Source organism: Curtobacterium sp. SP.BCp, from assembly GCF_051903255.1.
Classification (GTDB): domain Bacteria; phylum Actinomycetota; class Actinomycetes; order Actinomycetales; family Microbacteriaceae; genus Curtobacterium.
Genome location: NZ_CP194338.1, coordinates 234,914 through 258,432, shown reverse-complemented (window position 1 = coordinate 258,432; position 23,519 = coordinate 234,914). Strand labels below are relative to the sequence as shown.

Sequence of the window (23,519 nt, the reverse complement as noted above, 5' to 3'; positions counted from 1 at the left end):
TCTCCTCGGGGCTTTCCTGGCAGCGCTCCTCGCGGCCGTGGTGCTCATGCTCGTGAACGTTCCTCAACCGATCGCCATAGCAATCAGCGTTTTGGGGTACCTCGCCTGCTGGAGAGCGATTCTCCGAGCTATCCGCCGGCGCAGAGGATCGAGAGAGGACACGCACGACCGCTAGCCGATCGGCTATCGAGACTCAAGTTCATCGGCTAGACGCGGGCCGGGCTCGTGCATGTCCGGCGAGGTACCGTCGACGGGTGAAGTGGATCGTTGGACTTTCTGCGGTGCTTGTGCTGCCGTGCTTCGGGCTCGCCGCGATCGCAATCGCTTACTTCGCTTCTGCACACGGGGACACGGAGCGCATCCTGGAGGGATGTTTCTTCGCGGCTGGTGCTGCGGCGTGCGCCGTCGTCTTAGTCCTTGCGCAACGAGCAGGTCGCAACCTTCTGGCTGATGAGGCCATCAAGCGTCGAGCTCAGTGGGATGCCCAAGCCGGCGACACTGACCCCAGGCCGAGCGCGGACAAGTCTCATGACGACGGGCCCGCCACCCTGCCTCAGTGAAGGACCGGCTATCGAGACGGGGCTGAACGACGATCGGCCGGCGATCGTGAGGAGTTGAATGCAAGCATGCTGTCCCGGGTCCCTCCTCGCGTATTCGGCCTTGCGATCGGCGCGGGGGCGTTAGCAGCGGGCCTCGTCATGACCCTTCTCGGCGTCGGCCTCGGGAAGGACTACCTCGGACTCGTGGCGGCCGGGCTGGTCATCGCTGCTTTTGGATTGGTACTCGCGGTCGTGGGAGCGATCGGCTTCGCACTTCACGGGCCCGTCCGGCCGAGACGTGACTGATCGAAGCGAACGCCCGTGGCCGATTGGGGTCGGTAGAGGATCGCCCAGCGGTCACTTCCGCCGGTTGCGCCGATCGCGGTAGAAGCCGATTGCTACGACGACCGGCAAGATGAGCAGGGCCCACCACCAACCCTCTGCTCCTGCTGCGAACATGAGCCGAAGCTACGCTGCCGCGGCCCGACTACGTGTCCGATAGCCGATCGGCTATCGGGACGGGCTGATCGTAGGCTTGCTGGGTGATCGTGCGAGTCCTTGGTTCTGGTCGTCCGCTTGTTGCCCTTCACGGGTTCGGTGTCGACCACCGGATCATGCTGCCGCTGGCGGACGCGGTGCAGGACCTGCCGTGGCGGCTGGTGCTCCTCGACCTGCCGTGGGCCGAAGCCGCCGCGGCGACCGCGACCGCGAAGAGCGCGGTCGACGTGGCCGACGAGGTACTCGCCGACATCGACGACCACCTCGGCGACGAGCCCTTCGCCGTCATCGGGAACTCCTTCGGCGGCATGATCGCCCGACATGTCGCGCACGAACGCCGAGACCACGTGCTGGGCGTCGCGACCCTGGCGGGTGTCGTACATCCTGCCCACACAGACCGCGTTGTCCCCGAGCGCAGCGTGCTGCACACCGAACCGTCCGTCCTCGAAGCCGCCGGCGACGCGCGAGAAGCATTCGAAGAGGTCAGCGTCATCCAGGACGCCGCCGCGTTCACGGCGTTCGAGCGGTACGTGCTGCCCGGTCTCCGTGGCGCCGACCCTGCTGTGATGGACCGCGTCGCCGCCGACTACGCGCTGGACGCCGTGCCGGAGGAGCGCCACCCGGAACCGTTCACCGCTCCGGCCCTGCACCTGTTCGGTCGGCAGGACGACGTCGTCGGCTACGAGGACGGGCTCGCACTCCGGGACCACTACCCGCGAGGCAGCTTCGTCGTCCTCGACGGTGCTGGACACAACGTGCACCTCGAGCAGCCCGGGATCACCGCCGCCCTGGTCCGTGACTGGCTCGCGCGGATCGACCGCTAGCCGATCGTCAACCGGGCGCGATCCAGTGGTGTTGGCTGGGGTGATGAGCGGCGGGATTATCAACCCATTGGGCTTTGCTCACGTGCGGCTGACGGTGACGGACATTCGACGCAGCAAGGCGTTCTACCAGCGACTGTTCGGGCGACCGCCGGGGAGCGACTTCAGCGATGAGATCGACGATCCGACCGTGCATGACGACCCATGGCGAACTTACGGAGGCTGCTCCTTCACGTTCCACGGCGTTACCCTCGGTCTCCGTCCGGTCGCGTCGGCAGACGATCGGTTCGACGCCGATCGGGTCGGCCTCGATCATCTGACCCTCCGTGTCGGTTCCGTTGACGACCTGTACGAGGCCGCGCGAAGACTGGACGACGCAGGGATCCCGCGGGGCGAGATCTCGGACCTGCCACCGTTCGGGCTCGTCATCCTCTCGGTTCAGGACCCGGACGACATCAACCTCGAGCTGGCAGCACCTCGCACCGACACCTAACTGACCCACCGGGCACACTCTGGTCGCGCGGACCGCGCCGGTGCTGTGATCGCGCCGGCTCGGTCGTTACCGAGGTGGATGGATGAGCCCGAGTTGTTCCGCGATGCCGTACTCGTCGGTGGCGCCCCAGCGGTCGCTCGCGAGGCCGTCACGGAAGCCCAGCACCTGCACGTTCCGGATTGAGAACCGGCGGCGGGTGGCTTCCCATCCGTTCCACTCGCCAACGTGGGTGCCGGTGATCGTGGAGATAGTCGTGACGAATCCGGGTGCGACAATGGTCTCGACGTCGTCGCGCTCGTAATCAAAGGCGCGCCCGAAGTGCTCCCAGAACCAGGCGATGCCGGCGCCGCCGGCGGGCTGTCCGTCCGCGGGGTCGTGGTCGGTGAAGTCGTGGGTGAAGCGCTGGTCGAGCGGGAGGCTCTGGTCGCGCATGCGGTCCCGGGCGGCGAGGGTGTGCTCGCCGCCCGGTGCCATGTGGATACTCACGGCGTGACGGTGCCCGTGGATCCGGCCAGGAAGTCCCGCACGACCCGGTTCCACTCGTCCTTGTGCGAGGCGAGCACCCCGTGCGGGCCGCCCTCGATGACGTGTGTCTGCGCGTTCGGGATCGCCTCCGCGGTGCGCTTGCCCGAGGCCTCGAACGGGACGATGCCGTCGGCGTCGCCGTGGATGACGAGCGTCGGGACGTCGATCTTCGTCAGGTCGTCGCGGAAGTCCGTCGTCGCGAAGGCGACGGTGCAGTCGAGCGTTCCCTTCGGCGAGGCGAGCTCGGCGATCGACAGGTCGTACGCACGCTGGTCGTCGCTCACGAGCGGCTTCTTGAGCAGGCCCGGCTCGCCGCCCGCGGTGTAGAACATGTCGACGAACCGGTGCAGGAACGCGGGGCGGTCGTCCGTGATGCCGTTCGCGAACCAGTCGGCGAGGTCCTGGTCGACCGCGCCGTCCGGGTTGTCGTCCGACTTCCACAGGTACGGGGGCACCGCGCTCGCGAACACGAGCTTCTTGATGTTGCCGGTCCCGTACCGCGACGCGTAGCGCGCGAGCTCGCCGCCGCCCATCGAGAAGCCGATGAGTGTGACGTTCGGCAGCCCGAGCTCGGTGATGAGCTTGTCGAGGTCCGCGGCGAAGGTGTCGTAGTCGTAGCCGCCCCAGGGCTGCGAGGACTGGCCGAAGCCGCGGCGGTCGTAGGCGATGACGCGGTGGCCGGCCTCGACGAGTGCGGGGATTTGGCCCTCCCACGAGCGGCCGGACAGCGGCCAGCCGTGGATGAGGACGACGGGGTCGCCCGTGCCGAAGTCGTCGTAGTGGAGGTCAATGTCGTGGCCGTTTTCGGCGCCGACGGTGATGAAGGGCATGTGTCGTTCCTTTCGTTCTGGATCGATGAAGCTGGGTGCGTCAGGAGCCGTGCGCTTCCTCGGCGACCGGCTGCCACTCGCGCCAGGTCGCGAGGCGCGACTCGTAGTCCTGCTCGGCGATGCCGAGCGGTGCTTTGCCGAAGAAGACCCGCAGCGGCGGCTGGTCCGCGTCAACAACCTTGAGGATCGCCGACCGCGTCGCCTCGGGCTTGCCCGGGTCGGATGCCGATGGCCGCTTTGACGCGGCCTCGCGGACGTCCGCGTAGGCGTCGAGTTCCTCGCTGTGCTTCGAGGACGGGCCCGACCAGTCGGTCGAGAACCCGCCCGGCTCGACGAGGGTCACGTGGATGCCGAAGCCCGCGACCTCCTGCGCAAGCGACTGCGAGAGCCCCTCGAGCGCCCACTTCGACGCGTGGTACGCGCCGACGGTCGGGAACGCGCTGATGCCCCCGATGCTCGACACCTGCACGATGTGCCCCGAGCCCTGCTCGCGCATGATCGGCAGTGCCGCCTGCGTGACCCAGAGCGCGCCGAAGAAGTTCGTCTCGAGCTGCGCGCGGACCTCGTCCTCGGTGAGTTCCTCGACCATGCCGAAGTGGCCGAAGCCGGCGTTGTTCACGACGACGTCGAGCCGGCCGAAGTGCTCGGCGGCCTGCCGGACGGCGGCGACGTCTGCGTCCTTGTCCGTCACGTCGAGGCGGATCGCCAGGAACGTGTCGGGGTACTGCTCGACGAGCGCCTGCACGTCGTCGGTGTTCCGCGCGGTGCCCGCGACGGAGTCGCCGCGCTCCAGGGCGGCCTCCGCCCACTCGCGGCCGAAGCCCTTTGACGCGCCGGTGATGAACCAGGTCTTAGCCATTCGCTGCCTCCTCAGATGCCATCAACAACACAACGCCTCTCCCGCTGTCGAGACCCCGGACGAGCAAGCGACGAAAGCGCTGACCGGACAGCCGCTCTGTCCCTGCTCGTCGGGGAACTCGCCTACGGCGACGGCAGCATCCACGACGACCATGCCAAGGTCGGCATCCTCGTCGGCTCGTTCATCGCCGCCGGCATCGGCGCGCTCATCCTCCGCCGCACCAAGCACACCACCGCCTCGGCGTGACACACTGGCCGGGTACCCCGTCGCACGGGGTACCCGGTGGTGGGGCTCGCCGGACCCAACAGCATCGACGCCAACAGTCCCTATCTCCCGCACTCGACGGCAGATAGGACACCCATGCCCACCCACACCCGACCGCTTTCCCGGCAGACACTGCTCGTCGGTCTCGGCGGCGCGATCGGCACCACCATTCGGCTGCTGCTGACCACCTGGTTTCCGCCCGTCCACGGTGTCCCGGTCAGCGTGTTCCTCATCAACATCACCGGAGCGTTCCTCCTCGGCGCGCTCCTGGAAACCCTCACCCGGACCGGCCCCGACACCGGCATACGCCGAACCATGCGGCTGTTTGTCGGGACCGGGATCATCGGCGGGTACACCACCTACAGCACCCTCGCCGTCGGCATCGCGGAACTACTCACCACCGGGCAGCTCTGGACTGCCGCCGCATACGGGGTCGGCACCGTCCTCATCGGAGCTGCCGCGACCCTGGCCGGCATCCTTGCCGCCCGCACGGCTGTCCCTGCGGGTGGTGTGCGGTGAGCGTCTGGCTGATCCTCGGGACCGCGGCCGCCGGCGGGGCAGGGTCCTCGCTGCGGCTCCTCCTCGACACCGCCCTGCGTAGATGGATCGGGTCACGGTTCCCCTGGGGCACCGCCGTCATCAACCTCACCGGCTCCTTCGCGCTCGGCATCGTCTCCGGTCTCGGCTCAACTTTCCTGCCAACGCTCTGGGTAACTGTCATCGGCACCGGCCTGATCGGCGGGTACACGACATTCAGCACCGCCAGCGTCGAAACCGTCCGCCTCGCTCTCGAGCACCGACACCAGGCGGCCGCGGTACACGGGCTTGTGAACCTTGTCGCCTGCGCCCTCGCAGCACTCCTCGGACTGTGGATCGGTGTCCGATAGGCGATCGGCTACTGAGACGTGTGCTTTCGTGGTTGGTCGGTAGCGACGATCGATGTTGTCGCCGCTGGCCACAGCGCTTCGAGCCGCGGGCCCCACGGGGCTGCCATCACACCGCTCTGGCGTCGCGCGTTGACCTCCGACAGGGAGACCCAGCTCCAGTCCATCACCTCGGCAGGATCCGCTCGCACCACGGACCGACTCGGTTCCTGCGCGACGAAGAGGTCCACGAGTGCCGTCTCCTCGGCGAAGCGGCCGACCCGGCGCAGTGCCTCGGGTTCGACTCTGACATTGGTTTCCTCGCGCAACTCTCGGCATGCTGCTACAGGACCTGTTTCGCCTGCGAGGGCGCTCCCACCGGGGAACTCCCACCCGAAGGCAAACTCCTTCGTCGGAGCCCGTTGCGTGAGAAGGACGGTTCCGTCGGCTCGGTAGATGCATACGGTGACCACCAGATGAAACGCCCCACTCGGCCAGCCCGTGTCACCACGACGGAACGTCTCACCCGTGGGCACTCCGGACGCATCGATCAGGTCCCACCACTCGTTCATGCAATCAGCGTAAATCGAAGCGGCCCGCAGCTCTTGACACGAGTGTCCGGCAGGGATCGGCTATCGGACGCGCTGAGGTCCGCTCAATCGGCGCCGACGGCGGCGGAGCCAGAGTGCGAGGAACACGACCTCCATTGCTGCCAGTGGGACCATCGGCCAAACGGCCCATGTCTCGCCAACCAGGATTGCGACCAACGTCGCCTTATTGAGAACCGCGGCGATGATGACACCGCCGCCCACGAAGCCTCGCTTCATCGCATCGACTTCTTGTTCACTCTCCATCGCCGGACCTCCGGAACCGAGTCTGTCGGCGACATGCTCACTTGTACCGCCAGTCCATGACCTACCGGAACACGCCCCGTCGTTATTCCAAGCTCTTGTGGCTACGGAACCTAGGTCGCGCCCTGGTCGTGCAACCACAGGACTCAAGTGGGGCTTCGCCGCCGGCGGCCAGCGGCCGACGAGAGGATAGGACGATGAGCGCCATGCAGACCGTCGTGGTTCGATGCGATTCCGCCCGTGCATGGCATCCATTGCGTTGATGGACTTCCCCGGCGACAGCGTCGGAAACGTACGTATGGTCGCCCGCAGCCCCGGGTGCCTTACAGCGGACCACGGCGAAAGCGCACGCCGCCTCGGAGACTTCTGCCCAGAGCACGCAGCCGCGAACGCAATTTGGCGACAGTAGATCGGACGACGGTGTCGGTGGCCCATTGGCGTCGCGGGTGTGACCTCCTCGCTGACGGGCCGCGAGCTGCAGATCTCAGCGGAGGATAAAGCCGAATAGGCTTGTCAGAATGATCGTGAGCGGAACTGTGACCAATGTGGTGATCGCGGCGACCTTCACGTTCTTCTTCTCATCAGCTCGACGCGCGATCGTCTGCGCTCGAGACTCCATGCGGATGCGATGGCCTGGACCAAGGATCGTGTTGTGGCGAGCGTTGTAGATCGGTCGCGCGACTACAACGAACGCCGCGGCGATCAGAACCGATCCGAGCGCGTGCGCGGGCGCTGGCATTGGCTGGACGGCTTCAAGCCAGATCCAGAGAGCAGCAAGCACTAACGGCAGTACGAGCGGGAAGAGCCGAGTTACCAGCCGCCACTTGACGCGCGGCCGGTTGTGTTGAAGTTTCTCAACGATCTTGTCGCGCACAACTTGCGACGGCACGTTCACCGTGGGGTTGCTATGGAAGGTAACCAGCCCATTCTGGGGCGGGGTGAGGTTCGGACTGTTGACGGTGACGATCAGACGAGCCCGGTCCTCGGCCACCAGCGAGTCGAGTTCCGCCTCGGAAACATCTCGATCGCCGTACGCTGAACCACCGTTGACCGTGTACCTCGGCTCCGTCCCTCCAGCCCACTCTTTGAGGATCGCGCCAATCTCGACGACGGTGTCCATGTCGAGGACCACGGAGCGGATTCGTACGGGGCCGTCGGGTCCGGTGTTGGGGAAACGTTCCACCTTCGGACCGTAAAGCCAGTTCCACACCGAAAAGTCGTACTCGGTGCGTTCGGGCGCAAACATGGTGCCACTGTCTCCCATGACTGCCAGCCGGAGCAACCTTGCAGCTGCTCGATACTGATTGCCGCCCGCTTGGTTCAGGGGTCGATCGGCTCGGGAGACACGCTTCGGAGTGGTCGTCGGATGGGCAGCGCCCCCACTGCCAAGCTCAAGGAGGGCAGTCTGGTGACTGTCCGTAAGCGTGAGGACTGACATCGTGAGACCGTGTCATTCTCTGTCAGCGCCAGAGAAGCGGTGTGGGTGTGGAAACCCGGACGAGGCCTCATCAAGCTCACGTCCATGTTCCGAGAGCAGAACCCTGACGGCTTTCAGCTGTCGGTCGATGGCAGGACGCTTCGGTACGGCTACAGCGGATCCGCGCTGCTCCCAGATCGACGATTCTTGTTGGACCTCCTGTCTGGGGTCGAGACCGAGGAACCAGCGTGGCCGAGCAACACGCGTATCTTCTACGGCAACGCGGCCGACGAGTGCCGCGTCGAGTGGGCCGACTGGGTCAACCACCGCCCAACGCAGTCGATCTACCGGCTCCGCAACGACGCCGGGGACCAGATGCGGTCAGGGCTTCCGTTACCCACACTCGAGGACGGGTGGCTTGAACTTCCGACGCGATTCACGCTGGGGAGCAACCTAGGAGGTGATGCGTTGCAGTTCTCACCCGACGGCCACCGCCTGGTGATCAACTGCAATTGGTGGGGTCATCCGGTGGGTGCGATCGAAGTGTTCGACCGGTCAGCCGGGCTCATCGAGCAGCGGTACGGGTTCGTCACCGAGGGGTCCGGAGTGTGGAGCCCGAACGGTCAGAAGCTCCTCGGACGATCCATCACCATCGATCGGTCGTTCGAGGAGCGCGTGGAGGTCTTCGACCTCGATAGGCGAGATACGCCGCCCGTCCCGATCGACTCTGACGAATACCAACAGGCCGATGCCCCATGCGTCGGGTGGCTCGACGACGATCACGTACTGCTCTACACGAGGCACCAACGCACCATCACCTTTCATGCGTTCCACATCGACACCGGGGAACGCACAGCGGTCAACACGTTCCGCCTACCGATGCCCGCCGGCTCAATGGGTGATCTCCGCATCGCATCCGGAGTCGTGGCCAACCAGCCCGGCGCCCTTCTCTGACTCTGGCGCGTCGCAGCGACCGCTAGGGGATGGGGTTCCGGACACTTCTGCGGCGTCGCGGTCGGCTAGCCAGTCACCACAGATCCAGCCCGCCAACGGGCGGGTGATGTCTACAGTCGAGCCATGAACGGAGCTGACCTGTTCCTGCCGATCCTGATCGCGGGCGTGGTGATCGGAACGGCCCTTCTCGTGGTTGCCGTGGTCAAGACCGTACGGCACCACGGGTGGGGGCAGCAGCGGTGGGCTCCCCCCGCCATCCCGTGGTTCGTGGCTGGGTTCATCGTCCTGGTGGCGGGGCTCGTGGCCGCGTTCACCGTCGCGAACGGTGCGTGAGACGGTGCGACCACGGCGAGACGTTCCGGTGCCCGTCGTGACACGCGTCACACTCGGAGCAGGCACAGCCGTGCTCACGGTGCTCGCCATCGTCGTCCTGGTCGAGGACGTCCGTGATTGGCCTTTCGCTCTCCTGCTCGTGGGCGTCGCTGCGCTCATCGCGGTCCGCGGGGTTCCGGCCGGCATCGGCCTCCGGGAGGACGAGCCAGCCTGCCAGCCGACCCCAGGCCAGCCACTGACCATTAGAGATAGCCGGTCGCTCGCCGGCCATGCCCACCGTTCGATTGAAGTAGCGAGCTTGCCCGTGCCGAGCGACTCACGTGCTACGAGCCACGAGGGTGCTAAGCCTTGTCGCCGCGCTTCACGATGAACGAGTCGAAGAGAGCCCGTTCGGACCGGTCGGTGGTGGACGCTGCAATGTCGATGCCGGCGCGACCCTTGGGTACGTCGATGGGGATGCGGGTGGTGGCGCCGCAGTCGATGTCTGCTTCGCCGAGGTGTTCCCGCAAGGTGGAGGCCTCGCCGTTGCCGTCCTTCTTGACGGTGAAGACATGGAGGGAGACGTGGACGGTCTTTGTGGACCGGCAGACGGCGAGGACGTCGTACGGGCCTTCAAAGTCCTGCTGCAGCTCGAGACTGAGGGTCGCCTTCTTCGCGTTGTCGTCCATGAGGACGAGTTGGCCGCCACCGCCACCGAAGTCGCCGGAGAGCTGGGACGACATCTGCGACATCCACTGGTGGCCGTAGTCCTTCGGTAAAGCTTCGTTGTGGCTGCTGCAACCGGCGAGGGCAGCGGTGCCGGCGACGACGGTGACGAGCACGACGGTTGAGCGGCGATGGATCGGAGGCACGTGCCGATCATGCCGTGTTAGTCGGTACGCGTGCGACCCCGTCATCGTGGGGTGGCTCAGCGGCCCTGCCAGGGAAGGCCAACGGCAAATGACCGGCCGCCGAAGATCGCTGGTCTCGGCTCGATCGTCATTCACGCACTGGAAATCAGGTTCGGTTCGGGCGGAAGACGGTCGTCTCACCCCCTCCCGCGGGAGCTCATCCTCGGCCGGGCGCGGGAAGTGCTCAACAGTCTCAATAGCCGGTCGTTCAGCGAGACGGAGCGTCGCCTGTCTCCGTCCGCGTACCTTCGGCGCTCCCCCTGTCTCAGATAGCTGGTCCGAAATTGATTCCGGCAAGGTGCCTTATGCGAGACCGTGTCCTGCGATGAAACTTGAGCTTCAGGGCCGAGGAGGTCACGCCCGTGGGCGCGACCGTCACCACGACCACGACCACGACCACGACCACGACCACGACCACGACCACGACCGTCGCTATAGCTGTTCCGCTCGTTGCCGGCTCAACGCGAAGGTGACGTTGTCCAAGTCGTCAGGGAAGAGCGCCGCGTAAGTGTCGAGAGTCACTTTCGCCGACTTGTGGCCCAGCATCCGCTGGATCACTTTGACGTTGGCGCCAGCGCTGATCGCGAGTGACGCAGCGGTATGCCGGAGGTCATGCGGTGTGACTCGGCGGAAGCTAGCGTCGGCCGCCATCGCCCGCTGGACGGCCTTCGCGAACCACCCCTGACGGGAGTGCCCCGGCCGGAGAAAGCCTCCAACCGGTGACGACCAGAGGCGATCGTCGGGGTGCTTGTTTCGACAGGCCGCGGCAACAGCCGAGTCGAGGAAGTCGGGGAACGCGACGGAGCGCCGTTCATGCGACTTCACACTGCCCAGGATGTGCTGGCCGTTCACCTCAGTCACTCCCTCTCGGATGTTGAGGCGACGTCGACCAAGGTCAACGCTACGAACCCGCAAGGCAGTCACCTCGCCCCATCGGAGCCCCGTATAGGCAAGTAGCCGAATGAGGTCGCCGTACCTGGCCTCTGAGGCCAACGCCTCGACCTGCCGATGTGTCAGGAACACTTCGTCCGGGATGGGCTTCTTCCGGACAGTGAGGCCGCGCGCGGGATTTTTCACCACGCGGTTCTCCTCGACGGCTTCATCGAGGATGCCAGCGAGCAGGTCTCGGGCCCGCGCTACCGAGGTGTGCGAGAGCGATTGCCCGAGTTCGTTCAGCCACGTTTGGACGTCTCGCTTGGTGACTCGGCCCACGGCGTACCCGCCCCACTTCGGTTCAACGTGCACGCGCCAGCAGCTTTCAACGGAGTGGAAGCTGCTTTGAGTGAGCTTGAATCGGTGCATCTCGAGCCAGGCTGTCCCGAGTTCGCCAATCGAAACCCGCGCATCCGTCGGGTCGACGTAGGAACCTCGCAGCTTCGACACCTCGACGGTGTTGAGGTAGTTCAGGGCCTCGGTCTTTCTGCGGAAGCCACGGTCATGACCGCGAGTCCCGTCGGGCTTTGTATACCAAACTTCGTAAAGCTTGCCGCGGGTCTTTGTCTCATAGGACTTAACTGAACCCATAGTTCAGCGCAGTTCGTCGGAGGTGCTGGCAAACTCCTGCTCAAGGAGCCACGCTTCGACGGCTTCCTGCCGGTAAAGCGGAAACCGCCCGACACGAACGAACCGCGGGCCCGCCCCGGTGAGGCGCCATTGCCGCAAGTTGCGGGTTGTCACGTGAAGCCGAGCGGCAAGGGCGTCCGGCGTGAGCAATTCACGGGGCTGCGCGAGCGGGGCGGGAGAAGACGGAGACATGGGTGTTCCTCGAAAGTCGATGCTTTCGAGGAGGCCGTGATAGCCGAACCTGTTAACGGTTGCTTGGCGTACCCACTCGTCGAGCCGTCGCTGGCTCTGGTCCCTTTCATGTCATCCGGACCTGCGGCCAGTTTAGGGCACAAAACCAAGAGCAGAGCAAATTTCTTCTACCCTGGCGCTGGAACTTGGTCAGCCGGGAGCCCAGCCCGGAGGTCTCTCGCTAAGGGGGCCGGGCGCGAGCGCATGCTCACGCACCCTCCTTGGGATCGATTCGTCAATCATTACCCCGGACCTACGGTTGGGTGAGCAGTCCTGTTGGCGACGTTTGGCCTCTCACGCGGCCGTAGGAGGCGCTCGTGATGCCACCCCGGCAGGGGTGTATCCCAGCCGGTGTCCGAGGGGGAGCAACGCGGAGGATCGGCGCCGGCGCGAGGCACCCGAGAACGGCCCCGATGGGGCGTTAGAGGGCAAGGAGCGTAGCGACGCAGTAAGGGCCCCAAGGAGCGCCAGCGACGAGGGGTGAGGGGCACCGGAGACCGAGCGCAGCGAGAGGCTCGGGGGTCCCGAAGGAGTGTCGGCTGCGCCGACCACAACCAAGATTCCGACGAGCGCAGCGAGGATGGAAACGCCGGTTTGTGCCACTCCCCCTTATGCCCTTTTCTTCTCTGCGCCGAGATCGGAGCTTCAGCGACGAATCGAGGTCACAACTGCTGTTGTGATCAGGGGAAACGGATGGTGCCACACCATCTGGTACCAGACCGGAATCCGGAGGACGCGAAGCGCGGGCTGGTACCAGGACCATCCGTAGCCCCTGGAAAGTCGGGGATCGACCGGTACCACCACTGAGCGCCTGTTGGCACAGTGGTACCGGTCTGGTCGCGCAGCGGCCGCGGGGGTGGTGGAGCCTGCGGAACCAGCCCCCTTCCTCCCCGACGCCGACGCGGGCACGCGGCGGCCATCGGTCTCGCATCAGCGCAGGTCGCAGCATCGCGGAGACCTCTCCTGCGAGTCTGTTGCAGCGGCGTAGCCGCATCGCGGCGACCGAGGAACGAGCGTCGTCGCAGGCCTTCCGCGCCGTCCCGAAGGGACGCAGTCGCAGGCTCTTCTTTCGCCCCATCAGGGCGCGGATGCGTCTAACCTCGGCTGCATTTGCACGCTCCGGCCGCGACAGGCGGGCGCCCGAGGAACGCACGTCACTGCGGCTCTTCGTCTCGATCTTCCACTGACCAATAGACGGACTCTTCCGACCAGGAGATGGCCCGATCTGTCCGCCGCTTGACCCGGAGGTGGCCACAGCCTGGTCAGCGCGGCAGCTTCGCAGCGCGAACGAAGCCCTCGCCCTACGAATTTGACGTGCGACGCGCCGCGTGACCAGCCGGTAGCCCCTCCACGGTCAGCCCTGGGCCCGCTTGGCCCCCGCACTGGCCAGACGGTCCCTGAACGGCGGCTTCGCTTCTCCTTCGAAGGGCCGGATGGCCGCGCGGTGGTCCGAGCGTGGTCACACTGAGGCCGTCGATCGCCCTGGCGGCTACGCATCCGATGCTCGCGTTTTCGTCTGAGCGAAGCAGCCGTCCCACTAGCAACACGAGGCGCAGCCAAGCGACATCGACACGATTGCCTCTGGGCTATGTGGCAGCTTAGGAGTCGAGCGACCCCTCGATCACTCGTAGTGCGGCCCGGGGCCGAGTTTGACCGCAAAGCTTCAAGTCCTGGTCGAAGTCTCTTTTTGCTGGTAAACGAGCAGAAGCGACCGAAGGACTCGACTCGGAGGTTGCGCGTGCCTCAACGTCAAGGCAGATTCAATCGCATGGTCAATCCTTACAGGCGAGTCGTAAGCGTCTCTGTCAGCCCATGAAGCCGCAGAACCCCGATTCAGCATTCGAGCCCCTCGCTGCGTCAAATCTGTTTGATGCCCTCCTCGCGGAAGAAACCGCGCACCTGATCGCCGATCGCTTCGTAGCAGGCCCCGACAGGGGCCGGCATGGATGGTCCGAGCTAAATCAGCGAGAAAAGGAGAACCTCGTCGGCTGGGTTCTTGTGGTGCGCCGTACGCTGCCTGAGGCGTGGGAGAGAGCTCTGGCCCGCCTGGAGGCCAGGTCATGACTCGCCTCGTAGCACGACCGGATTTCTGGTGGCCGGAAATACTGACGCCTCCTCCCGCAACTTGGGCATACCTGATGGAAGAGCTTACGCAGGGGCCCGCGGGCGATGAGTGGGCCGTGGCCGCCGCCCAGTTCATTGCCGCGCACCGGAGTCGGGAGGGACGCGGACCAACGTTTCGGGAGGTCTTCGAGCACCTATTGCCGGACTTCGAAGGCTTACCAGGGCCCTTCCCAAACCACCTCACCGAGGATCAGCGAGCATCTTGCACGAACAGCTTCCGCATGTACGCAATGCACGTATGGCGTCGCACCGGGCTCTTTGCCTGGCGCAAGGGCGAGTACCGGAGCCTCCATGTGCTCTGGAGGTTCAGTGCAGAGCGTCACCTTCGCAAGAGCTTGCAGTGATCGGTTTCCGCCCCCACCCCGAGAGGCGCGTGGCATGACTGCCTGGACTGACGACCCGATCCTGCGCCGCTTGGTCTCAGAACTGGCGACTGATGCCGCTGACGTTTCGGACACGGTTCGGCGTGTGCTCGAACACATCGATCGCACTCGTCGCTTCGAACAGAGCGAGGCTCGTTCCCAAGAGGCGATTGCGCTTGCTGATGCCGCGCTCGGCGCGGGAGGCCGTGCCGTCCGAAACACGGTCGTTCGAGAGGTAGGCAAACGGGTCGCAGACGGTCGCATGACCGGCGAGGAGGCTGCCACGATCATCCGCGCGCTCACTACTGCTGATAGCTACTCAGCGAATCTTCCGGCCGCGACCCTCGACGAACGAGTCGGCCCCTTCTACGACACCGCCGGAGTGCTCGCTCTGCTGGGTATCGACTGCGAAGCTCTCGAGGTACTGGTCGCAGACCGCGACGTACTGGTCGTCGATTCTGCGGACCACTTCCATCTCTTCCCTTCGTTCCAATTCGATGAGCAAGCTCCGCTACTACCTGGACTTTACGATGTGCTCACCCGCCTTGATCCGGCAGGTGAGGATGCTTGGGGCGACGCCGTCTGGCTCAACTCGCAGGACCAGGATCTCGGTGGCCTCAGTCCAGCGGCAGCGCTCCGCACCGGTCGACACGACGCGGTGATCCGCCTCGCAGAGCAAGCGGGTGCGTTCCGATCGAGCTAGTCAGCCAGCCTGAGCCCGTCGGTAACTGCACGCGTAACTGCTCGAACGGCTAGGTATCTGCTGAGTAGGAACGCCCAATCTTCGCGCTGATCGGGGCTTTTCTGCCGCGTACCTGGTGGACCTGCAGCCAGGTAGAAACCACCTAAGGGAGACATCAAGGCCCCAGCACCATGTTCGTGGGGGATTTTTGTCTCGAGAACTTCTTTTCAGAACAAACAGATACAACCAGGTACAACATCCCGATCCCCATTAACGCGCCGATCGAAGCGCACCTGATGGTGTACCTGCACTGTGACCCAGCTGGTTCCACCAGGTACACCGTTGGAAACAGGTCTACGAGCACACTGCCTCTCACGCGGAGGGGCCCGCCTCGGCAGACTGGATCATTCGAAAGGCCCGAGGCGGAGACCAAGCGCGAACCTGTTCGTGCCAACCCCGGCCCCGGCGCCACCGGCAACGAAGGCACTGATCGGGCCACGCGGGAGGTCGGGAGCGATTGGCGCTGACTCCCTGGGTGCGGACGAGCCCGCAGCGGTCACCATCGCGAAGCTGCAGCCCGAGCAGACCCGCAGGTCCTCGTTACGCTTGCGTTCTCGTCCTGTCCCAGGCCGCACCCCGCACTGGGGCTCGTCGCTCGCGCTGCCGATCTGATCGGGTGGACGTCATGGAGACGATCGAGACCAGGGGCGCCGGCGCATCCGCGAAGCGCGAGTACGACCGCCGGCGGGCGCGCGACGAGGCGAAGATCCGTGACACTTGGGGCAACGGCCGCATCGGCACGATCGCCGTGGCGCTCTCCGGCGAGCGGCAGAGCACCGTCGCGTGGAAGTCCGGCGCCGCTGGCGAGGCCGAGGTCGGCCGGGCCCTCGACGCGATCGCCAACGAGCACCTCGTCGTGCTTCACGATCGTCGTATCCCCCGGTCCCGCGCGAACATTGACCACATCGTCATCACCCGAGCCGGCGTCTGGGTCATCGACGCGAAGCGCTACCGGAACAAGCGGCCCCGCCTGCAAGTCGACGGCGGGCTGTTCCGGCCCCGCACCGAGAAGCTCATCGTCGGCGGCGACCGCACGAAGCTCGTCGAGAGCGTGCTTCATCAGGTGGCGCTCGTGCGGGACGTCATCGGCCCGGTCTCCACGCACGGCGCGCTCTGCTTCGTCGACGCCGACTGGCCGCTCTTTGGCGGCTCGTTCACCGTGCGCGGTGTTGATGTCTGCTGGCCGAAGCGGCTCGCGAAGCAGCTCGCCGCGCTCGATGGAACAGTCGACGTGATCGCGGTCGCCGAGGCGATTGCGATGCACTTCCCGCCCGCCTGAGCCGCGCGGTCCACACGTGCGCCGCGGCAGCAACGTAGTCGGTATTGTTTTTTCCCAATAACTGACATTGTCGACATGTGTCGCCAGAAAGGAGTCGCGATGACGAATTGGCCAGCCCACGTACAGCGCGTGCTCCCCGGGGCGAGCACGAGCCGCCGCGGAACCCGCGAGGACCAGACGCTCTCCGAAGTCACGGTCTCGATCCCACCGCGGATCGCAAACCTCGACGTACCCGTCATCGCCGAGCGCGACCTCGCCCGCGCCCGGTACGAGGCCGCCGACCTCGAGCGCGTCGCCGACGGCGTGCTGAGCCCTCTGTCGGGCTTCCTCATCCGCATGGAGTCCGTCGCCTCGAGCCGCATCGAGCACGTCGAAGCGACTCCGGTCGCGTTCGCACGCGCCATCGGCGGGCTGAAGGAGAACGCTTCGGCGATCTCGATGGTCGCCGCCGGCACCGCGATCACGAAGCTCGTCGCACCATCCAGCACGACGATCACGCTCGACGAGATCAACGCCGCACACCTGGCGCTCATGGAGGCCGACCCGAACCCGTCCGAGCGAGGGCGATGCCGGACGGATCACGTTTGACGAGGGCAATGCCCGCTTCGTTCGGGGGTACAGAGTTTTCCGAGCATCGACGAACGAGGCCGGAACCAACGATCTGACCGAACCCGTACTCGACGAGCTCATCGCAAGCGTGCTTCGAGGAAAGCGATCCGACATCGAAGCCGCCGAGATCGGCGTGCGTCGAATCAGACGGCTGCGGGACGAACCAGGGATCTGACGGAACGCTCCATGAAGCGCTGCTCGCGTGCTCGACCGTGCTCTGCTGCGCGCGGCAAGTGTCGGTGGTCTAACCGAGAATGGGAATTCACGACGATTACTCGATAACCGGAGGACTCTTGAACTCTGAACTCTCTGATCTGCTCGGCTCCATCACCGAGGACATCGATTCCGAGCTCGCGTCGACGCCTGATGTCGTCGTGAAGAGCCCCGAATCGTTCGATGTCGAGAAGCTTCCCATCCAGAAGCGCGAGTGGCATCAGCTCGAGGACATCGTGGCGGTCGTCGTGGATCTCAAGGGCTCGTCCCGCCTCGGGACAGGAAAGCACGCTGCGTCAACCGCGAGCATCTACGAGGCTTCGACCGACAACGCTGTGGCCGTCCTGAAGCACTTCGGTGCGGACTTCATCCAAATCCAGGGCGACGGGGCATTCGGACTGTTCTGGGGTGAGCGTCGCTACGAACAGGCGACGTGCGCGGGCATCACAGTGAAGACCTTCAGCGTTGACCTGTCGGCGAAGATCCACGATAAGTGGCCGGATGCTCCAATCACCGGATACAAAGTCGGCATCGCGAGCGGACGAGTGCTCGCGAAGCGCATCGGCACGCCGCGAAACCCGGCGGAGCAGGAGCCGATCTGGTCCGGTAAGCCCGTGAACTACGCGGCGAAGGCCGCCCAGACTGCCGAGCTGGGCGAGATGGTCGTCACCGCGGATGTGTGGGCGAACATCGAAGACAACGACTACCTCACCACGTCATGCGCTCACGGCTCGGACGATTCACCATCACCGCTATGGGACAACAAAATCATCGAGAACGTTCCCGAAGAAGACGACAGCCGGAACGGTCGAGTTCTCACCGCAACGTGGTGTTCGGAGTGCGGTGAAGCCTTCTGCGACGCGATTCTGGCTGGCGACACCGAGCGCCCAGAGTCTGCCGAAGCTCGCGCGAATTCCATGCGCGCAGCTCGCGTTGGCGTTCTCGAAAAGGTCATGTCTGCAAAGAAAGCGTCGGCGATCAATCGACGCAAAGGATTGAACCGCCGATGAAGCGCAGGAAGCCGGACGAGCTGATCGTTCCCGGATGGCAGCAACTTGAGCTTGTCAACAGCTGGATTCGGCACAGCGATGCGAAGCTCACGACGCTGCTCGCGTTCATCGGGGTCGCAGGCGGCGGTCTGTATGCGGTTGTACAAGAAGGCTGTCGCCCCGCGGCGCTCATCCCGCTCGCGCTTCTATCCGCCGTCTTCCTGGGCGGCGCCGCAACGAGCGCGTTCCTCGGCCTCATCCCCGTTCGCCGCTTTAAGGCATCAGACGCCCGCGAAGTCATCTTCTATCGAGCGATCGCGAGCAAGTATCTCGATCCCGCCGCCTATATCGCAGCCTTCGAATGCTCAATTACCGACGAGGACCTGGGGCCTAACCTGCTGCGGCAAGCCCTCATCAATGCCAAGATCGCGGATCGCAAGTTCGTGTTGACGACCTGGTCAGGTCTCCTGCTGATGGGAGGACTCGCCGCGCTCGCGGTGTGCGCAGGTATCCGAGTGATCGGATGATGTCCACACCTTCGCGCCGCGCCTGACGCCGCCACTCGAATCAAACTCGGCTGGGTGATGAGGAGTCCGTCAGCGTGGACAGTGAACCTTGTCAAGCGCGCCGCCGGCGGGATCGAAGGCTATCTCCCGAGCGCTGATCTCGGCCATGCCCCACTGCGGACACCACGATGACGATCGCCCGAACGACGTCCGCCAGGAACCGCTCGCTTGCCGAGCCCGGGACCGAGCGCTCGGCATTGCACCAAATCGTCACCACGAGCTGTTCTGGGAAGCAGAAAACCCCCGGCTGACCGGGGGTTTTCGCTGGCGGTACCGGTGGGATTTGAACCCACGGTGGAGTTGCCCCCACACATGTTTTCGAGACATGATCCTTCGGCCGCTCGGACACGGTACCGGGAAAGAGTTTACACGATCCGGGAGGCCCGTCGCACCACCGGCAGGTCGGCCAGCCCTCCACAGGTAGCTGATCGGGTGCGCTCGTCCACCGTTCAGCCCGCGCACCGAGAACGGTCGAGCCGTCCCGCGTACCGTCCACCGCATGAAGTCACGCACCATCATCGCCCTGCTCTCGTCGATCCTCGGCGGGCTGACGGTCGTCGGTGCCGGCGTGTTCGGTGCCCGGGCGGGGATCCGGGGGCAACGAGCAGCGTCACAGCGCGTGGTCGACATGCTCCCGGTCAACGCGCAGTGGTGGCGGGAACACCTGCAGCACGACGGTCAGCTGACGTACCTGGCGATCGGCGACTCGGCGGCACAGGGCGTCGGCGCGACAGTCCCGAACCGCGGGTACGTCGGCTTGTTGGCACGGCGCATCCGGCACCGTTCGCGGATGACGGTCCGGGTGGTGAACCTCAGCGTGTCCGGGGCCACGACCTGGGCCGCGAAGCAGGATCAGCTGCCGAAGCTCCGCGGGTACACGCCCGACATCTGCACGGTGTCCATCGGGGCGAACGACATCGCCGACTTCGACCCGGACAAGTTCGAGCGCAACATCCGGGCGATCTACGGCGCAGTACCGTCGCACGCGATCGTGGCCGAGCTGCCGTGCATGTTCGTGCCGGACCGGGAGCGCAAGGTCGCGGTTGCGAACGAGATCGTGCACCGCGTCGCCGACGAGCTGGGGCTGACGGTCGCTCCGCTGCACGTCATCACGAAGCGCGTCGGGCTCCGTCGGACGTTCTTCAACAGCTACGGCGACCTCTTCCACCCGAACGACCGCGGGTACGAGATCTGGGCGAGCGCGTTCGAGCCGGCGGTCGACGCCCGGGTCGACACGGTGGCGGCGATCCGGCAGTACCTGTCCGCTCGCGAGGCCGAGGAGCTGGGTTCGGGCGCGGGTGCGGTCGCGGCGGCACGCGCGGAGCGGGACACCGACGACGCCGGTGCGCTCGACCATGCTGACCGCCCGGGTCGGGTCGACCGCCTGCGGCGTCGGATGACCGGATCGATCCCGCTGCCCGAGCACGCCGAGCGTCGCACGGGTGATGTCGGCGGCTCGGCCTAGCCTGACCGTCATGGCACGCCCGCAGTCCCTCTTCCGTTGCACCGAGTGCGGCTGGACCAGCATCAAGTGGGTCGGCCGGTGCGGCGAGTGCCAGTCGTGGGGCACGGTCGAGGACACATCGGCCGCGTCCGCCAGCTCCCGCGGCACCGCAGCGGTCGCCGTCGCCGGAGCCCGCATCGCCCGCCCGATCACCGAAGCCCGTGGCACGTCGGTGCAGCGTTGGCAGACCGGTATCGGTGAGTTCGACCGGGTGCTCGGCGGCGGGGTCGTCCCCGGAGCCGCCGTCCTGCTGTCCGGCGAGCCTGGTGTCGGCAAGTCCACCCTGCTGCTCGAGGTCGCTTCGCGCGCGGCAGCGACGGGCAAGCGCGTCCTCTACGTCAGTGCCGAAGAATCGGTCGACCAGGTCCGTCTCCGGGCCGAGCGCACCGGGGCGATGCACGACGACCTGTACCTCGCGAGTGAGGTCGACCTCGGCGTCATCCTCGGTCAGATCGACCAGGTGCAGCCCGACCTCCTCATCGCCGACTCCGTGCAGACGATCTCGTCGAGCACGATCGACGGCATCGCGGGCGGGACCTCGCAGGTGCGCGAGGTCGCCTCCACGCTCATCCGGGTCGCGAAGGACCGCGCGCTCCCGGTGCTCATCGTCGGCCACGTCACGAAGGACGGCACGATCGCCGGGCCGCGGCTCCTCGAACACCTGGTCGACGTCGTCTGCCACTTCGAGGGTGACCGCCAGACCGCGCTCCGGTTCGTGCGCGCACTGAAGAACCGCTTCGGACCGACGGACGAGGTCGGCTGCTTCGACATGGGCGGCGACGGCATCCACGAGGTCCCCGACCCGAGCGGGCTCTTCATGTCCCGCAACGGTGCGCCCGTCTCCGGCACCTGCGTGACCGTGGCGCTCGAGGGCCGTCGCGCGCTGCCGGTCGAGGTGCAGGCGCTCGTCGTCCCGAGTTCCGCACCGCAGCCGCGTCGGGTGGTGAACGGTGTTGACGCCTCCCGCGTGGCGATGTTGCTCGCGGTGCTCGAACGGCGTGCAGGGTTGAAGCTGTCTGACGCCGACGTCTACGTGTCCACCGTCGGCGGCATGAAGCTGACCGAGCCGGGTGCCGACCTCGCGATCGCACTGGCTCTCGCAAGTGCGGCGCGAGACCGCCCGTACCCGCACACGCTCGCGGCGATCGGGGAGATCAGCCTCGCGGGCGAGATCCGCCCGGCGACCGGTGCCAAGCAGCGCGCGAGCGAGGCCTCGCGGCTCGGCTTCACGACGGTGCTCGGCTCGGGTGCGGAGCACCTGCGCGAAGCGTTGCGGGTGGCGTTCTCGATGACGAAGTCGGCGCGCGAACGCGAACTCGACCGCGCGTTCTGACCGGCGACCGCTCATCGTGACCCGCCGCTGCCCGAAAGCGTGACGACCCAGAAGCGCGACCGCGGAGAAGCGACCGCCCAGGGGACGGGACCGCCGTGCCCGAGGCGAGCCGCGCCTCCCGGCCGGGTGATCCGCTACGCGCGCAACGCGGCCAGCAGGTCCTCAGGGGTCGACTGCATCGTGTTCGGGCCGGCGATGTCGAAGAACACGCCCTCGAGCGAGTCGAGGTGCTCGGCGAGGAACTCCTCGAGCCGTGGCCCGTCGTAGACCATGACCTGCCGGATCTTCTCGTTCGGCACCATCGCGGTGTAGGCGTCGGCGGACGAGAAGAGCAGCAGGATGCGCTTGTCCGAGCCCTCACGGCCGAAGACCCGCACCTGCATGTCCTTCTTGCCGGTGACGAGTCGGGGGACGATCACGATGTCGTTCCGGAGCGCGAACGCCACCGCGGCGACGTCCTGCTTCGCGAGGGCCTCCTCGAGCTGTTCGCTGCGGAAGCGCTGTTCCTTGTCTGCCATCACCCCTAGTCCACCAGATTCATGGGTCCGATTGCGACCTCGGCTCTTCCGTTGTCGCCCGTTGCCTGTAAGTTGGTACCAACCGCTCCGGCGGGAGTCCATCGTTCTTCCGGTGCTCAGCGCACCTCGAGCGCCATCGGTCATTGACCTTCCCAGGTCGCCTGGCCCCGAACCCGTTCCGCCGGCCCATGCCCGCGGGGCGCATCGATCCGACGACGACCGTCGGCGGATCAGCGGCAGAAATTGTCGCCCCGCAAGAAAGTAAGGAAACGCCATCATGGCAACTGGGACCGTCAAGTGGTTCAACAACGAAAAGGGCTTCGGCTTCATCGCGCCGGACGACGGCAGCGCTGACGTCTTCGCCCACTTCTCCGCGATCGCTGGCAACGGCTACAAGTCGCTCGAGGAGAACCAGAAGGTGGAGTTCGAGATCACCGAGGGCCGCAAGGGCCCGCAGGCCGAGAACATCTCGGTCATCGGCTGATCACCGAAACACCCTGAACGGGCCCGTCGTCTCCGGACGACGGGCCCGTTCTGTTTCGGCGTGCGCATCCCCGCGTCGAACCACGATCACGACATCGAGCCCGATCAACACACGGTTCGATGTCGCAACCACGGTTCGAAGCCCACGATGGGCACCAGAGCCGATGTCACTGCAGGATGAACTGCACCGACTTCGCCGACTCGATGTTCCCCACCGCGACCGACAGGTGGTAGCTCGCTCCCCCTCCGGTGACCGACGGCCGCGAGGCATCGCACGTCGACGCCGACGACCGGGTGCGGTCCCAGGCGATCGAGGGGGTGGTGAGCTTCTGCCCCGCTTTGATCGTGACGTCCTGATCCGTGCCGTTCGTCTGGCAGTCCTTCGACGACCAGTACTGCTCCTCACCGGAGCTGATGGTGAGCACCTGCTGCGCAGATCCGAGGTCCATGTGGCACGAGTTCGACCCGGTGTTCGTGATCGACATCGCGATCTTCGGGTCCTCGGTGGGGCCGTAGGCGGTCTTGTCGACGACGGGCGTCAGCTCGATCTGGTCCTTCGTGCACGCGGCACCGTCGGCAGCGGCGGACGCGGAGGGCGACGGAGGCGGTGACGCCTTCGATGACGACGCCGCAGGTGCCGACGAGGACGACGACGAACCGGACGTCCCCGCGGACGCCGACGGCGCCGCCGCGGGAGTGGCACCGTTGCCCCGGCCGACGACGATCAGCACGACGACGATCACGACGACGAGGACCGCTCCGAGCGCGATGGCTCGACGGCGCCAGTACACGCTGGGACGCTCGGGTCCGACGGGGTGACGGAACGACGACATGCGCACAGGGTAGGGCGGGACCAGCGGCACGCC

Annotated in this window: 26 protein-coding genes and 1 tRNA gene; 17 read left to right on the top strand and 10 right to left on the bottom strand. The window is 66.0% G+C overall.

Annotated elements, in window-relative coordinates; translation table 11 throughout:
• Positions 1-254: 254 nt before the first annotated feature.
• The 3 genes from ACRQ4C_RS01340 to ACRQ4C_RS01330 all read left to right on the top strand — a co-directional run bounded on the left by ACRQ4C_RS01340 (position 255) and on the right by ACRQ4C_RS01330 (position 2,351).
• Positions 255-560, top strand: a complete 306-nt coding sequence (locus tag ACRQ4C_RS01340) for a hypothetical protein (protein ID WP_439689772.1) — start codon at positions 255-257, stop codon at positions 558-560.
• A gap of 521 nt (positions 561-1,081) precedes the next feature.
• Complete coding sequence (locus ACRQ4C_RS01335; RefSeq protein ID WP_439689771.1) at positions 1,082-1,861, top strand: alpha/beta fold hydrolase; 780 nt, start codon at positions 1,082-1,084, stop codon at positions 1,859-1,861.
• Between the two features lie 43 nt (positions 1,862-1,904).
• A complete protein-coding gene (locus tag ACRQ4C_RS01330; RefSeq protein ID WP_439689770.1) occupies positions 1,905-2,351 on the top strand; it encodes a VOC family protein in 447 nt (148 codons plus the stop codon).
• Between the two features lie 66 nt (positions 2,352-2,417).
• Here the strand turns inward: ACRQ4C_RS01330 and ACRQ4C_RS01325 are convergent, their stop codons facing one another.
• From ACRQ4C_RS01325 to ACRQ4C_RS01315, 3 genes are read right to left on the bottom strand one after another with little or no spacing between them, the layout of a single operon-like run.
• Positions 2,418-2,837 carry an ester cyclase gene (locus ACRQ4C_RS01325; RefSeq protein ID WP_439689769.1) on the bottom strand — a complete coding sequence of 140 codons (420 nt, stop codon included), beginning with the start codon at positions 2,835-2,837 and terminating at the stop codon, positions 2,418-2,420.
• The gene (locus tag ACRQ4C_RS01320) at positions 2,834-3,706 is read right to left on the bottom strand and encodes an alpha/beta fold hydrolase (RefSeq protein ID WP_439689768.1); all 873 of its coding nucleotides are present in this window, start codon (positions 3,704-3,706) and stop codon (positions 2,834-2,836) included. Before ACRQ4C_RS01320 ends, ACRQ4C_RS01325 begins: the two co-directional genes overlap by 4 nt.
• 40 nt (positions 3,707-3,746) lie before the next feature.
• A complete protein-coding gene (locus ACRQ4C_RS01315) occupies positions 3,747-4,565 on the bottom strand; it encodes an SDR family oxidoreductase (RefSeq protein WP_439689767.1) in 819 nt (272 codons plus the stop codon).
• A 15-nt stretch (positions 4,566-4,580) separates the two neighbouring features.
• Between ACRQ4C_RS01315 and ACRQ4C_RS01310 the strand changes: the two genes are divergently transcribed.
• From ACRQ4C_RS01310 to ACRQ4C_RS01300, 3 genes are all read left to right on the top strand, one after another.
• A complete protein-coding gene (locus ACRQ4C_RS01310; protein WP_439689766.1) occupies positions 4,581-4,811 on the top strand; it encodes a Na+/H+ antiporter NhaA in 231 nt (76 codons plus the stop codon).
• Between the two features lie 114 nt (positions 4,812-4,925).
• Positions 4,926-5,348 carry a fluoride efflux transporter FluC gene (locus tag ACRQ4C_RS01305; RefSeq protein ID WP_439689765.1) on the top strand — a complete coding sequence of 141 codons (423 nt, stop codon included), beginning with the start codon at positions 4,926-4,928 and terminating at the stop codon, positions 5,346-5,348.
• Entirely contained in the window at positions 5,345-5,716 is a 372-nt protein-coding gene (locus tag ACRQ4C_RS01300; protein WP_439689764.1) for a fluoride efflux transporter FluC, read from the top strand. The genes ACRQ4C_RS01305 and ACRQ4C_RS01300 overlap by 4 nt, the downstream gene beginning before the upstream one ends.
• 8 nt (positions 5,717-5,724) lie before the next feature.
• Here ACRQ4C_RS01300 and ACRQ4C_RS01295 read toward each other — a convergent pair whose 3' ends face one another.
• Positions 5,725-6,264, bottom strand: coding sequence for an NUDIX domain-containing protein (locus ACRQ4C_RS01295; RefSeq protein ID WP_439689763.1), 540 nt, complete (start codon positions 6,262-6,264; stop codon positions 5,725-5,727).
• 763 nt (positions 6,265-7,027) lie between these two features.
• Complete coding sequence (locus ACRQ4C_RS01290; RefSeq protein WP_439689762.1) at positions 7,028-7,789, bottom strand: hypothetical protein; 762 nt, start codon at positions 7,787-7,789, stop codon at positions 7,028-7,030.
• 201 nt (positions 7,790-7,990) lie between these two features.
• Here ACRQ4C_RS01290 and ACRQ4C_RS01285 point away from each other — a divergent pair, with 201 nt between their 5' ends.
• Positions 7,991-8,914: a hypothetical protein gene (locus ACRQ4C_RS01285; protein ID WP_439689761.1), complete on the top strand. Its 924-nt coding sequence runs from the start codon at positions 7,991-7,993 to the stop codon at positions 8,912-8,914.
• A gap of 123 nt (positions 8,915-9,037) precedes the next feature.
• Positions 9,038-9,247, top strand: coding sequence for a hypothetical protein (locus ACRQ4C_RS01280; protein ID WP_439689760.1), 210 nt, complete (start codon positions 9,038-9,040; stop codon positions 9,245-9,247).
• A 341-nt stretch (positions 9,248-9,588) separates the two neighbouring features.
• Here the strand turns inward: ACRQ4C_RS01280 and ACRQ4C_RS01275 are convergent, their stop codons facing one another.
• Positions 9,589-10,098 (bottom strand): hypothetical protein, encoded by a 510-nt coding sequence (locus ACRQ4C_RS01275; RefSeq protein ID WP_439689759.1) that lies wholly within the window; start codon positions 10,096-10,098, stop codon positions 9,589-9,591.
• A 471-nt stretch (positions 10,099-10,569) separates the two neighbouring features.
• Positions 10,570-11,661 carry a tyrosine-type recombinase/integrase gene (locus ACRQ4C_RS01270; RefSeq protein WP_439689758.1) on the bottom strand — a complete coding sequence of 364 codons (1,092 nt, stop codon included), beginning with the start codon at positions 11,659-11,661 and terminating at the stop codon, positions 10,570-10,572.
• Between the two features lie 2,082 nt (positions 11,662-13,743).
• Here ACRQ4C_RS01270 and ACRQ4C_RS01265 point away from each other — a divergent pair.
• The 6 genes from ACRQ4C_RS01265 (at position 13,744) to ACRQ4C_RS01240 (ending at position 18,776) form a co-directional block, all read left to right on the top strand.
• Positions 13,744-13,995: a hypothetical protein gene (locus ACRQ4C_RS01265; protein ID WP_439689757.1), complete on the top strand. Its 252-nt coding sequence runs from the start codon at positions 13,744-13,746 to the stop codon at positions 13,993-13,995.
• Positions 13,996-14,433: 438 nt separating this feature from the next.
• The gene (locus ACRQ4C_RS01260) at positions 14,434-15,120 is read left to right on the top strand and encodes a hypothetical protein (RefSeq protein ID WP_439689756.1); all 687 of its coding nucleotides are present in this window, start codon (positions 14,434-14,436) and stop codon (positions 15,118-15,120) included.
• Between the two features lie 664 nt (positions 15,121-15,784).
• On the top strand, positions 15,785-16,438 hold the full coding sequence (locus tag ACRQ4C_RS01255; RefSeq protein ID WP_439689755.1) for a nuclease-related domain-containing protein: 654 nt from the start codon (positions 15,785-15,787) through the stop codon (positions 16,436-16,438).
• Positions 16,439-16,537: 99 nt separating this feature from the next.
• Positions 16,538-17,026, top strand: coding sequence for a hypothetical protein (locus ACRQ4C_RS01250; RefSeq protein WP_439689754.1), 489 nt, complete (start codon positions 16,538-16,540; stop codon positions 17,024-17,026).
• 314 nt (positions 17,027-17,340) lie between these two features.
• Positions 17,341-18,270, top strand: coding sequence for a hypothetical protein (locus ACRQ4C_RS01245; protein WP_439689753.1), 930 nt, complete (start codon positions 17,341-17,343; stop codon positions 18,268-18,270).
• Positions 18,267-18,776 carry a Pycsar system effector family protein gene (locus tag ACRQ4C_RS01240; protein ID WP_439689752.1) on the top strand — a complete coding sequence of 170 codons (510 nt, stop codon included), beginning with the start codon at positions 18,267-18,269 and terminating at the stop codon, positions 18,774-18,776. The genes ACRQ4C_RS01245 and ACRQ4C_RS01240 overlap by 4 nt, the downstream gene beginning before the upstream one ends.
• A 304-nt stretch (positions 18,777-19,080) precedes the next feature.
• Here ACRQ4C_RS01240 and ACRQ4C_RS01235 read toward each other — a convergent pair.
• Positions 19,081-19,170 (bottom strand) — tRNA-Ser (locus ACRQ4C_RS01235).
• A gap of 144 nt (positions 19,171-19,314) precedes the next feature.
• Here ACRQ4C_RS01235 and ACRQ4C_RS01230 point away from each other — a divergent pair.
• Both ACRQ4C_RS01230 and radA read left to right on the top strand, forming a co-directional pair.
• Complete coding sequence (locus tag ACRQ4C_RS01230) at positions 19,315-20,280, top strand: SGNH/GDSL hydrolase family protein (RefSeq protein WP_439689751.1); 966 nt, start codon at positions 19,315-19,317, stop codon at positions 20,278-20,280.
• Positions 20,281-20,290: 10 nt separating this feature from the next.
• Positions 20,291-21,652: a DNA repair protein RadA gene (gene radA / locus ACRQ4C_RS01225; RefSeq protein WP_439689750.1), complete on the top strand. Its 1,362-nt coding sequence runs from the start codon at positions 20,291-20,293 to the stop codon at positions 21,650-21,652.
• A 134-nt stretch (positions 21,653-21,786) separates the two neighbouring features.
• Here radA and ACRQ4C_RS01220 read toward each other — a convergent pair whose 3' ends face one another.
• The gene (locus ACRQ4C_RS01220) at positions 21,787-22,170 is read right to left on the bottom strand and encodes an SseB family protein (protein WP_290133210.1); all 384 of its coding nucleotides are present in this window, start codon (positions 22,168-22,170) and stop codon (positions 21,787-21,789) included.
• Between the two features lie 277 nt (positions 22,171-22,447).
• On the opposite strand from ACRQ4C_RS01220, the gene cspE reads away from it, so the two are divergent.
• Positions 22,448-22,654 carry a transcription antiterminator/RNA stability regulator CspE gene (gene cspE / locus ACRQ4C_RS01215; RefSeq protein WP_022904520.1) on the top strand — a complete coding sequence of 69 codons (207 nt, stop codon included), beginning with the start codon at positions 22,448-22,450 and terminating at the stop codon, positions 22,652-22,654.
• 166 nt (positions 22,655-22,820) lie between these two features.
• Here cspE and ACRQ4C_RS01210 read toward each other — a convergent pair whose 3' ends face one another.
• Positions 22,821-23,486, bottom strand: coding sequence for a hypothetical protein (locus ACRQ4C_RS01210; RefSeq protein WP_439689749.1), 666 nt, complete (start codon positions 23,484-23,486; stop codon positions 22,821-22,823).
• Between the last annotated feature and the right edge of the window lie 33 nt (positions 23,487-23,519).